Origin of the sequence: Sporosarcina sp. FSL K6-5500, assembly GCF_038005665.1 — a bacterium.
Taxonomy (GTDB): Bacteria; Bacillota; Bacilli; order Bacillales_A; family Planococcaceae; genus Sporosarcina; species Sporosarcina psychrophila.
In genome coordinates this window covers 3794494-3807305 of record NZ_JBBOTP010000001.1, presented here as the reverse complement: position 1 = coordinate 3807305, position 12812 = coordinate 3794494, and the positions used below count along the sequence as shown (strand labels likewise).

10 protein-coding genes are annotated in these 12812 nt (G+C 37.3%); all 10 read right to left on the bottom strand.

Going from position 1 to position 12812, the window contains the following annotated elements; all coding sequences use genetic code 11:
• Positions 1 to 29: 29 nt before the first annotated feature.
• The 10 genes from pgmB to gatY all read right to left on the bottom strand — a co-directional run bounded on the left by pgmB (position 30) and on the right by gatY (position 12801).
• Positions 30 to 704, bottom strand: a complete 675-nt coding sequence (pgmB, locus tag MKX62_RS18110; RefSeq protein ID WP_340742023.1) for a beta-phosphoglucomutase — start codon at positions 702 to 704, stop codon at positions 30 to 32.
• A 51-nt stretch (positions 705 to 755) separates the two neighbouring features.
• Entirely contained in the window at positions 756 to 1775 is a 1020-nt protein-coding gene (locus MKX62_RS18105) for a LacI family DNA-binding transcriptional regulator (RefSeq protein WP_340742022.1), read from the bottom strand.
• 128 nt (positions 1776 to 1903) lie between these two features.
• A complete protein-coding gene (locus MKX62_RS18100) occupies positions 1904 to 2740 on the bottom strand; it encodes a carbohydrate ABC transporter permease (protein ID WP_340742021.1) in 837 nt (278 codons plus the stop codon).
• Positions 2740 to 3615, bottom strand: coding sequence for a carbohydrate ABC transporter permease (locus tag MKX62_RS18095; protein WP_340742020.1), 876 nt, complete (start codon positions 3613 to 3615; stop codon positions 2740 to 2742). The genes MKX62_RS18100 and MKX62_RS18095 overlap by 1 nt, the downstream gene beginning before the upstream one ends.
• Positions 3616 to 3724: 109 nt before the next feature.
• Positions 3725 to 4990, bottom strand: a complete 1266-nt coding sequence (locus MKX62_RS18090) for a sugar ABC transporter substrate-binding protein (RefSeq protein WP_340742019.1) — start codon at positions 4988 to 4990, stop codon at positions 3725 to 3727.
• A 150-nt stretch (positions 4991 to 5140) separates the two neighbouring features.
• The gene (locus MKX62_RS18085) at positions 5141 to 7513 is read right to left on the bottom strand and encodes a glycoside hydrolase family 65 protein (protein WP_340742018.1); all 2373 of its coding nucleotides are present in this window, start codon (positions 7511 to 7513) and stop codon (positions 5141 to 5143) included.
• A 383-nt stretch (positions 7514 to 7896) separates the two neighbouring features.
• The gene (locus MKX62_RS18080) at positions 7897 to 9636 is read right to left on the bottom strand and encodes a phospho-sugar mutase (RefSeq protein WP_445683557.1); all 1740 of its coding nucleotides are present in this window, start codon (positions 9634 to 9636) and stop codon (positions 7897 to 7899) included.
• A 12-nt stretch (positions 9637 to 9648) separates the two neighbouring features.
• Positions 9649 to 10842 (bottom strand): N-acetylglucosamine-6-phosphate deacetylase, encoded by a 1194-nt coding sequence (gene nagA, locus MKX62_RS18075; protein WP_340742016.1) that lies wholly within the window; start codon positions 10840 to 10842, stop codon positions 9649 to 9651.
• Positions 10843 to 10917: 75 nt separating this feature from the next.
• Complete coding sequence (locus MKX62_RS18070) at positions 10918 to 11856, bottom strand: hexose kinase (RefSeq protein WP_340742015.1); 939 nt, start codon at positions 11854 to 11856, stop codon at positions 10918 to 10920.
• A gap of 87 nt (positions 11857 to 11943) precedes the next feature.
• Entirely contained in the window at positions 11944 to 12801 is an 858-nt protein-coding gene (gene gatY / locus MKX62_RS18065) for a tagatose-bisphosphate aldolase subunit GatY (protein ID WP_340742014.1), read from the bottom strand.
• Positions 12802 to 12812 lie beyond the last annotated feature (11 nt).

The following is a 12812-nucleotide window of genomic DNA, read 5'->3' as shown; positions in this document are numbered from 1 at the left end:
TTAAATTTCTTTATTCAAATTTGATTAAATTATATTTTCTCATTATATCGTTTTACAATTTCTTCAAACATCAATTCAGACGTATTTCCTACTAGATAGTCTGCATGCGATAAATGTTCTAATGCACCAACGCCAACAGAAAACATATTTGCTTTATTAATTGCCTCTACACCTACGGCTGCATCTTCTAGACCGATACATTCAGAGTAGGGAATATTCAAGAAGTCCGCTGCTGTTGTAAACGTTTCAGGATTAGGTTTTCCTTTCGTTACTTTTGTAGCATCTACAACGTAATCAAAATAATTTGTCAATAAAAGTTTCTCTAATACCTTAAGTGCATTTTTACTAGCTGAGCCAAGCGCAATTTTAATATGCTGAGCTTTGATTTTCTTCAATAGACTTTCAATGCCAGGCAATATATAATCTGGATTTATCAAGTCTATAAACTCCAAATAATGGTCATTCTTTTGATTTGCCAGTCTTAATCGCTCCTCATAAGACAAGCTTCGCGAGGAGGGGGTCAATTCCAAAATACGCTCTAAAGATTCCATACGACTTATTCCTTTAAGTTGTTCATTAAACTGTCTATCCATCGATACACCAAGTTCCTGTGCAAGCTTTTGCCACGCCAAAAAGTGGAACTCTGCTGTATCTGTGATAACGCCATCAAGGTCGAATATAAAAGCTTTTGGGTAGTGTGTCATGTCTTACTCCCCTTTCTTTTTAAGTAATTATATCGGGATTTGGCAGCTTCTTTACTTACGTAACGCCTTGACACTTTCCCGTTCGAGTAACTGATAGTCGACATAAATATGCTTCTTATCTAGTTTGTTTTCCATCAAACTTTGTAGCAACTGCGCTGAAAGCCTTCCGATTTCAATGAAATCCTGTCGAATTGTAGTAAGTTTCGGTTGGGTATAGCCACTAAGTACTAAATCATCAAACCCAGTAATAGAAATATCCTCAGGAATTCTTAATCCTGCTTCTTTTACCGCCCTCATTACACCAAATGCCATCAAATCACTAAAGCAAAGAAACGCTGTTGGTTGTTTAGTTTGCAGATACTTTTCCGCCAAAATATACGCTTGCTGCTCGGAAAATTGAGCATACAGCACGTCTTCATCACACATCACCAAGTCATTTTCTTTAAATGCTTCCTGAACTCCTTTAATCCTCTCTGCATTTACATCGGTTTCTTTTGTCCCCGCCACGATAACAATGTCTCGATGATTGCGTTCTATTAAGTAACCAGCAATCTCTCTACTAGCTTTGGCGTTGTCAATAGAGACACTGCCAATCAATCCATTGTTCATATCTGTCATAATGTCGACAATCACACAGGGGATATTGGTATCGATTAGTTCTTTATAATATGGATCATCAGTGCGTATTCCCTGTAAAATCGCACCACCAATATTTCGCTCCCGACAATATTGAGCATAACTTTTTTGTTTCTGCTTCAATGAATCTATTAGAAAAATCGACAATTCATTTTGACTTTCTTCAACAGCAGTATACACTCCTTTGAATATATCGAATGCGTTGTTATCTTTTTCATTATTGTTAAGAACGCCAGATGAAATCAATCCAATAGTCATTTGCTTTTTTGATGATAAATTTTTGGCTACAACATTAGGTGTATAATTCAATTCTTTTGCGATAGCGAAAATTCTTTGTCGTGTTTTTTCACTAATATCAACATAATTATTGAAAGCTTTTGATACGACACCAATGGATACACCTGCTTTTTTTGCAACATCTTTTATTGTAGTCATTTTAGAATCACTTCCTTAATTAGTTAATATTAATAACGGGCAATCGCATTATCTATAGAGTCGAACCCGATAATGCTCTCATAAAACCCGAAAAAACTTGCATTCTCTTTCCCACTGCAAGAACGAATTTATTTCACTGCGCCTTCCCCAATGCCTTTAATAATATGTTTTTGTGCAAGTACATAGAAAATTACAACTGGAATGATTGTCAACATCAATCCCGCCATTGCTAAATTCCACTTAATCGTAAATTCGCCAAAGAAATAAAAAGTTGATAGTGGTATTGTTCGAAGCCCCTTGTCAGTAAGTGTTAGGGACGGTAATAGATAATCATTCCAAATATTAATAACGTTTAGGATCATCACAGTAACAGTAATCGGTTTCAACATCGGGAAAATGATTTTCCAAAAGACCCCAAACTTTGAAGCTCCATCAATCGTAGCTGCTTCTTCCAGAGTGATTGGAATAGACTTAATAAAACCATGATATAGAAAGACAGAAATACTTGAACTAAATCCAACATGCATAAAAATTAAACCTTCACGAGTATTGAACATTGGAATGTGTAACGTATTCGTAATAGTACTCATGAGTTGCATTAAAGGCATCATCAATGTTTGGAAAGGTATAAGCATCGTTGCTATAAAAGTCATGAAAATAATTTTGCTCAACTTATTGTCCGTTCTAGCTAACATCCATGCAGTCATCGAAGATAAAACAACAATAATCACAACTGAGAAAATAGTAATATATAATGAGTTTCCCAGCGCAGTCAAAAAATTCATCTTTTCCATAGCTTCTAGATAATACTGAAAACTGAATTTCCCAGGCAATGCAAGTGCATTTTCATAAAGTTCACGGCGATCTTTAAATGAGTTTACAATGATTATGTAAATGGGAGATAAGAAGAAAAGTGCTGCCAATAAGAGTAATACTTCTTTTGTAATTCCTCGTATTTTTCCCATCACATCTCTACCTCCCGCTTCTTCGTAATATAGACTTGAGTCAGTGTAATAGCAGCAACAACAAAGAAAAATACAATTGCTTTCGCTTGACCAAATCCATAATTACCATAACCAAAAATTTCATTATAAATATTCATCGCAAACATTTCCGTCGAATTAGCTGGGCCACCACCTGTTAAGGACAAGTTTACATCATAAATTTTAAATGCTGATGAAAGAGTTAAAAATAAACTGATTGTAAAAGCTGGCATTAATAAAGGAAAAGTGATTTTTCTAAGTCTTTGCCACCCACTTGCACCATCAATTTTAGATGCTTCGACTACGTCATTGGGAATACCTTGAATTCCCGCGATATAAATGATCATAATGTATCCCGCCATTTGCCATGTGAAAACGAGAACTAGGGCATATAATGCATAATCAATATCGATTAGCCAATTAAAAAATACATTGTCTAGTCCAGTCACTTTACCTATCAATGTAAATACATCCAAAAAGATAAATTGCCAAATGTATCCTAGTATTAGTCCACCGATCAAATAGGGCATAAATACCATTGTACGTGCCATATTTGCAATTCTGAGTTTGGATGTCACCAGTAAAGCAAAAGCTAGTCCTACCACATTTACTGAAATAACTGCTAAAAATGTAAACAATGTCGTTTTCCATGTAGATGCAAGAAAACGTGTGTCACCAAATAACTTGATGAAATTATCAAATCCTACAAATACTTTTGGGTTTGCTGCAATCCCATCCCATTCGAAAAAGGAGTAGTAAATTCCTATTAAAAAAGGAATAATCACTACCGTAACAAAAATTAGCAATAGCGGAGCAGTAAATAATATGTACCACCCTTTATTATTTTTTCCTGGCATGTAACCACCACTTTCTAGTAGTTTTTCTATCTTTCAACTAGTTAATAAAGGAAGATAGATTATAAAAATCTATCTTCCTATTCATGATAACTATGATGTTATAGTGATATTATTTCACAGCGTTTTTCCATGCTCCATCCATTTTTTGAATGAATTCATCACCTGTCATATCTTTTGACAAGAAGAATTCTTCTGCAGCTGGCGCAAAATCATTCGGAATAATATTAGCTGGGAAATAATTTAGTGCCCAAGGTATTGTTTGACCACTATTTGAAGCTTTTAATACATCTTGAGATAGTGGATCTAAATTGCCTGCATCGATATTTGTCAAAGCTGGAACAAATCCGAATTCCTCAACAATGTATTGATGACCCGTTTCAGTTGTAAACATCCAGTTCAAAAAGTCATTTGCTGCTTTAACTTCAGCCTCATCTTTTTCCCCATTAATCGTCCAGTTGTTACCGACTCCAACAGCCAATTTATCATTGCCCATTAATGGGAACGGTAACATGCCTACTTCAAAATCCACATCGAAATCAGACAGCATCCCCCACGCCCAGTTACCTTGATGAATCATTGCAGATTTACCAGCAGCAAAGTCACCTACTTCTTTGTCATACGTTACATCCAATGGACTTACCGTATTCGTTTTAATAGCATCCATAAATTTCCCAAACTCTTGGAATTCTTTCGTGCCTGCCATCGTAACTCCACCATCTGTCAATTTATCGATGAACTCGTAATGATCGTTTTGCAATGCGAAAGGATAGTTTGCAATATGGCCAATTAAGAAATAAGCTTCTTTAGAAAGACCAAAACCATTAATATCTTCAGCTTTAAACTTTTCTAATGTACGTACAAAAGATTCATAGTCGGCAACGTCTTCAGGTTTAACTAAATCTTTGTTGTAAACCATACCAAATCCTTCGACGCCATATGGAACACCAACGATCTTATCATCAATTTCTAATTCCATTCCAGGAGCAATGTGTTTTACATATCCTTCAGAAGTCATATCGTAAGCATACGATTTTAGTTTTTCAGCTTCTGTCACATTTTGAAGACTAAAAATAGACGGACCTTGATTACTGTTCAGACGAATTTGTAGTTGTTGGAAGTAATCATCACCTGTTGTCCCCCAGACTTCCACTTCGACGCCTGTTTCTTTCGTATATTCTTTTGTCAGTGCTTCCAACTGATCAGATATTTCAACCTTACTTTGGAAAATCGTGATTTTTTGAGCTGCTGATTTTTCAGGCTCTTTAGTACTTTCTTCCGATTTTTCACCATCTTCTTTTCCACTACTACATGCAGTTAAAAGAAGTAATAAAGCTATTAGCAATAGACTACCAATCTTTCTTTTTTGATGCTTCATTTAATTTCCCCCTCTTATCATTTGAATTTTTATAGTAAATAAAATGAATAATCATTTTATAACTACCAACATTTAATACACCCTTTACTAGTTATCCTGCATTAGTTAGCTTTATATGCAGAGGATGCAGGTCCTCCATCGAGTGATATTTCACTCTGTTAAACCAAATGGTATTTCTATAAAATCATCACACTCATGAATTTCACCAAAAACCTCAAATGTTATGCTCTCCTTGTTTTCCACCTTCACTGACAAGGTAGATTTTGTTATTGAAATAGTAACCGGCTGAGCCTGCCAATGAATCGTAAACTTCATATGATGCCAATGTTTTGGTATTCTTGGGTTTATTCTCAGTCTTCCATCGACAAGCCTGATTCCAGCAAAACCAAAGATTGCTGATTTCCAAATACCACCAATAGAAGCCGCATGAACACCATCATCTGATGTATTCATCAGTGGTCCTAAGTCGATTTCACTAGATTTTTTAAATAAAGAATAGGCTAAATCAATGTCACCAATATCATTTGCTACGATTGCGTGTGTCGCCAAACTTAGCGATGAATCATGTAATGTCTTCGGTTCATAATAATTAAAATTTGCTCGTTTAACAGCTTCTGAAATGCGTTCATCATCATTTAAAAAAGTTTGTTCTAACAAGTAAAACAAGATTAATGTGTCCGCCTGTTTCGTAACCTGCAATTTATTTATTTGTTCCGAATTATAATCTCGATAGATACCTCTAACTTTCTCCTGATTTTTATATTTCGCGAGATCAATTTCTTTTAACAGTAAATACGTATCATCTTGCGGTATTACTAGATCTTCTTCGCGCGGTTCTGGTAAATAGATTTTTCCTGCTTTATCCTGCCAATGTTGATATGCTTTATCCAAATTCAACTTTTTGGTTAGTTCTTTTAAACACATCGGGTTTTCCATTGTTAACTTTTCATAATAGCGGATTGCTAGTTTCATATTGAAATACGCCATATAATTCGTAAAGGCATTGTTATCTACATGTTCTTTGTACTCATCCGGACCAATTACATCATTGATATGATATTTTTGTTTTTTCTCGTTCCACTCAAGCCGACTTGCCCAAAACGTTGCTGTATCAAAAATAATCTCATAACCATAGTGGTCCATGAATCCCTGATCAGCTGTAACATTATAGTATTGATAAACAGCAAAGGCGATATCTGCAGTAATGTGCTGTTCGATAAATCCTGACCAAATTTTCGTCTGATTTCCAGTAACGATATCAATATCTCCCCAAACTGGCGTTACTTCTCCATCTGTCGGCCAGGCTACTTCCCACGGATACATCGCACCAAGGTAACCATTTTCTCTAGCTTTTTTCCTTGCTCCTACTAAACCATGGTAACGATAGGTTAATAGCGATTTTGCAACTTTGGGATTAGAATAGATGAAAAATGGAAGAATGAATAATTCTGTATCCCAAAACGAATGTCCTTTATACCCTTCTCCACTTAACGCTTTTGCTGCGATTCCCATTCTGTCATCGTGTGCTGGTGTCATAATGGTTAAATGGTAAAGCGAAAAACGCAATGCAAGTTGATCAAAGTCATCATCGCTATTAATCTCGAAATTATATGCTTCCCATATCTTGTTCTGCCACGTCTCCAAATGTGACTGAAAAAGTGTATCATATCCTTTTCCGGAGCTGTCTTGTAAATCTTGTAATGAATGGTCGCGAAGTTGTTGTATATTGTATTCAGCTTTTTCGAATTCCTTATCTCGGCTAGTGAACACTGTTGTTATTTTTTCTATTTCCAGTTTATCAGTAGGCTGAAGACTGAAATCATAAGTCAACCATACTTTTCGACGATCCATATTCATCTCAGGAACTTTGATTCTTTCCTCATCATTAACCGTAATTTTATGAGTTGTGTTAATTACAACATCAATTTTAGATTCATTAGTTGTTTGGACTAACTGAATGAATTGCTTATCAAAAATTCTTCGTTCACCTTCAAGAAAATGTTGTGATCCAGAATTGCTCATTTGTGCATCAATACCGGAATCAAGGGAAATTCGAACTGGATCTGTAAGACTTTTAACCATCATTTTCATCCCAATTAAATGTAAGTTATCCAGTGAAACAAACCGTCTAAAATGGAATCGTAATTCTTTTCCTCTTGGTGAAGTCCAGTCAAAATACCTTGTCAGCTCAGCCGTTTTCAGATTTAATTGTCGCTGGTAATTCTTCGTTTCTCCAAATTCAAGGCTAAAACGTTCACCATCTATCCGTATATCAAACCTTGTAACATCCGCTAAATTTGGTAACTCCGTAACTTCATTTTCCTCAGCTCTATTAAATGTTCCACTTATAAGCAAATTTCTTTTGTCTTTTATGTATGGCTCTTCAGTAGTAGATCTCAATCCCATATATCCATTTCCAAGATACATAATTGATTCACTTTTCCCTAATGTATCAGGAGAAAACTCAACTTCGGAAACAACCCAATTCTTGAGTTCTCCTTTACCTTGCGAATAATTCATCATACAATGAAAGTCCTCCCTTCAGTGAATACGCTTTCATTAATTCACGAAAACGTTTTAGTTTTAAACTAAAAAAATATACGCTTTGATTGAGATGCTCAATGTGACCATTTGCGAAATCGTTTTAGATTTTGTTTAAAAACTAATATATGAGCTTACAACGAATTATAGAACCGATATTCTAAATTGTCAATCAATTTATTTTGATTTCTATGATCCTTTAGTCTACTAGTAATCTGTTCGAAAGGAATATCTATCGATTCATTGACTTCAAAAAAGTTGCTATCCCCTATGACAAGGAAATCTTGCCCATAAGTTCTAACAACTTTATATCTACTAATTCAAAGTTTCCTTTTCAACATTCCCAGTTTCTACTTGCCTCCTCATTACGAGTCAGAAGTTAACCCCTCTACTACCGTCATAACTGCCTCTTTTAATTTCAATAAAAGCGCGTCACTTTCAACTTTTGTCGCGCCCTTCACTCCAAAATAGAACTTAATTTTCGGTTCTGTTCCAGATGGACGGATGGCGAACCATGCACCATTAGACAATATAAATTTAAGAGCATTCGCGATAGGTAAATTGAGTGGCCGCCGATCCCCCGTTTCAACGTTAACAAAATGTCCAGATGAATAATCTTCAGTGATTGAAAGGGGTTTGGTAAACTCTTTTACAAATGATGTCGACCGGAAATAATTCACGATTTCATCAATTTTCGCCATTCCAGTCTTCCCTCTTAGCGTTATTGATTCCAAACTTTCTTGATAAAAGCCGTGCTCTTCATACAGTTCGTGTAGTCCATCCAATAATGTTTGGCCTTTTGCTTTATAACGAGCGGCCACTTCAGCAATTAAAACCGATGCTTGGACAGCGTCTTTATCCCGTACGAAATCGCCAATCAGGTAGCCATAGCTCTCCTCATAACCAAATAAGAAAGTTGACTCTGCAGTTTCTTCAAATTCTAAGATTTTTTCACTTATAAATTTAAACCCTGTAAGGACGTCCATCGTTTTAACACCATACTTGTCTGCAATCGCCCTACCAAGTTCTGATGTGACGATTGTTTTTAAAACAACACCATTTTTCGGCATTGTATCGCGGTCCGACTTATCTTCCAACAATGCATTTAATAGTAATGCACCAATCTGATTACCTGTTAAAAAAACATATTCTCCTTCTAAATCCCGTACTGCAACTCCCATTCGGTCTGCATCTGGATCAGTAGCTATGAGTAGATCCGCTTTCACTTTATAGCCATATGTAAGTGCCATTTCGAAGGCTTGTGATTCCTCCGGATTTGGGTACTTAACGGTTGTAAAATTCGGATCTGGAATTGCCTGTTCACTAACTATGGTTACGTCCGAGAAGCCTGCTACCTCTAGTCCTCTACTAACTAATTTGCCCCCTGCTCCGTGAAGTGGAGAATATACAATCGATAGACCTTTATCCGGCTCTCCGCCTAAAAGTATTCCATTCAAATGCAATACATACCGGTCGCTCATTTCATGATTCAAATAAGTAAGCAATCCCTCTTTTAAGAGAATAGCCTCTTCCGCGACCTCAACCGAAAATAGATCATTAATACTCTCCGTATGAGCAGTAATCGCATTTGCGGCTTCTAAAGTTACTTGTCCACCATCTTCTCCGTATACCTTCAGTCCATTGTATTCTGATGGATTATGGCTTGCTGTAATGACAATGCCCGAAAACGTATTCAACTCCCGCACTGCAAAGGATAACAATGGAGTAGATTGAAGTTCATCAAACAAATAACAACGAATGCCATTAAACCCAAGGACTTTCGCCACTTCAAGACCAAATTCCGCAGATTGATGCCTCGGATCATAAGCAATTACGACGCCCCTATTTTCTGCAACCTCCCCGCAGCTTTTTATATATAAAGCAAGCCCAAGTGCCGCTTTCCTAACAGTGTAGATATTCATCCGATTCGTACCAAACCCCAGTTCTCCGCGCAAGCCGGCCGTGCCGAATGAGAGATTTTTATAAAAACAATCTTCCAGTAATTCTTTATTGTTTTTTTCAACCAGAAGTTGTTGCTTTAGTGCAACTTCTAAATCACCATAATTAAACCATTTTGCTGCTCCATCTTGCCACGCCACATGAATAACCTCCCAAAGTCATTTGAATGCACCACTACGTTCATATGCTACAGAACCCCTACAAATTGTCAACTCGACTGAACCTTCTTGCCCTAGAACAACAACATCAGCATCTTTACCAGTCATTAATGATCCTTTTCGTCCTGATAGCCCTAAACGATTCGCTTGGTTTATTGAGGTGATTTGCAGTTGTTCATGGATAGACAACTCTAGCCACTTGGCGAGGTTCAATCTAGCGCTATTCATCGTCACTATGCTTCCAGCCAAAGAACCAGTCGACGTTAATAAACATTTGTCGTCGCGCACAGTCACTTCCTGGCCGCCCAAATCATACTCCCCATCTGGCATCCCTTTCGCACGCATCCCGTCAGTTATGACTAGTACTTTTTCAAGCCCTTTCATTTTCACAATGAGTTTCATTAAATCCGGATGAAAATGAATGCCATCTGGAATAATTTCAACATGGATATCGTCCTGTAAAAGAACTGCTCCAACAACTCCAGGATCACGATGGTGCATTCCTTTCATGCCATTAAACAAATGCGTTGCATGGCTAACACCGTGTGATATGGCATGAACTGATTCATCATAGGATGCATTTGTATGACCCATCGATGGAATCACATTGGTTTTGTTAAGTTCAGTTAGAAGTTCAAAATCGTTGTCCAACTCCGGCGCATATGTGATGATTTTAATAGAACATCCAGATAATTCCTGCCATTCTTTAAATAAATTAGCATCCGGCGTAATAATAGCATTTTCTGGTTGGGCCCCTTTTTGTGTTTTATTAATAAAAGGGCCTTCTAAATGAATACCTAGCATTTCCGCGGTTCCCGGATCATTGCTTTCTACTCGATATCTCCCAAGACTTTTTAGCGTTTCACTAGTATAAGAGACTGGATTCGTTATGGTTGTTGCCAGGAATGAGGTCGTCCCCTCTTTTGCTAGAGCCAGCGCAATTCCTTCAAAAGCTTCCTGTTTACTATCCATAAAGTCAAACCCTGCCGCGCCATGAACGTGAATATCAATCATACCTGGAATCACATATTGTTTCCCTTTACAATCGATTACTCGATCCGCCGTAGCCAAAGAGGGGCAATCTCCCATTACACCAATAGACTCGATTTTTTCTTCTTTAATATGTATAAACCCTTCGTACAATACACTATCTTCCAAAACTAGTGTAGCATTAATTAAATATAAGTTTCCCAAGAATAACTTCCTTCCATAGGTTCAGTCTAGTATTGCAATATAAATCGACACTCATTCAATTATGCACAATCACACTTATCCTCTTTCGATTCTATCGACCAACATCTGCTCAACAGCCCACTCTACTTTTTCTGCATTAATGTGACCCGTTTTTTCTTCCAGCGCATTTAGAACACCAATTGATAGTCCATATTTGATTAAGGCTGCATCTTCTAAACCACGGGCTATTCCCGCAGCAAACCCCGCAATAACGGAATCACCAGAACCTACAGGATTAACCGCCTTAACCTTAGGCGCCTTTGCTCTGTAAAGGGTCTTGTTATTTTTCACAATTGCGCCATCCGCGCCTAGCGTGACAACAACCCAAGGGATATCTGTAAATAGCGTTGATTCTAGCGCTTCCATAATTTGTGTTTCATCAAGAGACGTTTGACCAAGTAAATCTGCAAGTTCTTCCTCATTCGGTTTAATTAAATAAGGCTTATGTTCACTTGCTACTAGTGCTGTTAATATAGCCCCATTTGAATCTAGTAAAACCTGGGTATCATATTGGTTGCAAATCTTCACTAATTCAACATAAAAATCCGTCGGCAAGCCTTTTGGCAGACTTCCAGATAGTGTTACAATCTCAACCTGTTCTGCATATTCAGTAAATTTATCTAAAAAAAGTGCCGCTTCACCTACTGATATTACTGGGCCAGTTTCTAATATCTCCGTCTGTTTTCCTTCATGGATTACAGCTATGCAATTGCGCGTTTCACCATCTATCGGAACAAAAAAATCTTGAATTCCAATTACCGCAAGTTGCGTACGAATGAAATCTCCTAAGCTACCACCTAAAAAGCCCGATGCAGCGACATCTTCGCCTAGTTGTTGCAATACCCGTGCTACATTCAACCCTTTTCCGCCCGCAGTTTTAGATACATCTTCGACCCTGTTTACCGTATCAAGCAATAAGTTATCAAGCTTATAACTAATATCTACTGCTGGATTTAATGTAATCGTTAATATCATCGTATACCACTCCATCCTCAATAATACATTACAAAGTTTACCCCTGTATACTCAAATGGAGTGAGAATATTCTCTCACTCCACATCGTCATGCTTTTCCGTCACTCATGCACATGATTATTTTCTCTTTAACTGCGTTCCTCATAGCGTCTTTAGCTGGTTTCATATACTTTCTTGTATCTGTTTCATTTGGATTTTCTATTAAATACGTGCGCAATGCTTCAGAGAACGGGATCTTTAGCTCCGTCGAAATATTTACTTTTGCGCAACCAAGTGAAATACATGTTCGAACATCCTCTTGTGAAATTCCCGAAGCACCATGAAGCACAATTGGAATTTCTACTAATTTTTTTATCTTTTCTAGACGATCAAAGTCAAGATTCGGTTTAGTCTCATAAAGACCGTGACCTGTGCCAATCGCAACAGCGAGTGAGTCAATACCTGTTCTCTCAATAAATTCTTGTACAGTATCTGGATCTGTATACGCTGCATCTGCTGCTTCAACAATAATATCATCTTCTTGCCCAACTAATTTCCCTAGTTCAGCTTCGACAGTCGCACCATATTTGTGAGCTTCATCTACTACTTTTTTAGAGAGAGCAATATTTTCTTCAAAAGTACCATGTGATCCATCCACCATGACCGCTTTTACACCTAACTCAAGCGATTCTACAATCGATTCAACTGTTTCATGATGATCTAAGTGCAATGCAATTGGTATATCATTGCTCTTTGCTGCTACTTCAGCAATTGCTTGAATATATTCACGACCACCATAAGCCATCGTTCCAGGAGTCGCCGCTAGGATGACGGGCGATCTTAATTCAACTGCTGCCTCAATGACCACTTGGATTGTTTCTAGATTATGAATATTAAAAGCAGGAACAGCATACCCTTCTTTTCTAGCTTTAATGAGCATTTCTTTCGTGTTTTGTACGTATCCCATCACTTTTCCCC

What these genes read in the sequence shown, in the direction of transcription:
- MKX62_RS18085 (WP_340742018.1), bottom strand. Translation starts at nt 7,513, where the DNA reads ATGATGAATTATTCGCAAGGTAAAGGAGAACTCAAGAATTGGGTTGTT.
- MKX62_RS18105 (WP_340742022.1), bottom strand. Translation starts at nt 1,775, where the DNA reads ATGACTACAATAAAAGATGTTGCAAAAAAAGCAGGTGTATCCATTGGT.
- MKX62_RS18100 (WP_340742021.1), bottom strand. Translation starts at nt 2,740, where the DNA reads ATGGGAAAAATACGAGGAATTACAAAAGAAGTATTACTCTTATTGGCA.
- MKX62_RS18070 (WP_340742015.1), bottom strand. Translation starts at nt 11,856, where the DNA reads ATGATATTAACGATTACATTAAATCCAGCAGTAGATATTAGTTATAAG.
- gatY (WP_340742014.1), bottom strand. Translation starts at nt 12,801, where the DNA reads ATGGGATACGTACAAAACACGAAAGAAATGCTCATTAAAGCTAGAAAA.
- MKX62_RS18095 (WP_340742020.1), bottom strand. Translation starts at nt 3,615, where the DNA reads ATGCCAGGAAAAAATAATAAAGGGTGGTACATATTATTTACTGCTCCG.
- pgmB (WP_340742023.1), bottom strand. Translation starts at nt 704, where the DNA reads ATGACACACTACCCAAAAGCTTTTATATTCGACCTTGATGGCGTTATC.
- MKX62_RS18090 (WP_340742019.1), bottom strand. Translation starts at nt 4,990, where the DNA reads ATGAAGCATCAAAAAAGAAAGATTGGTAGTCTATTGCTAATAGCTTTA.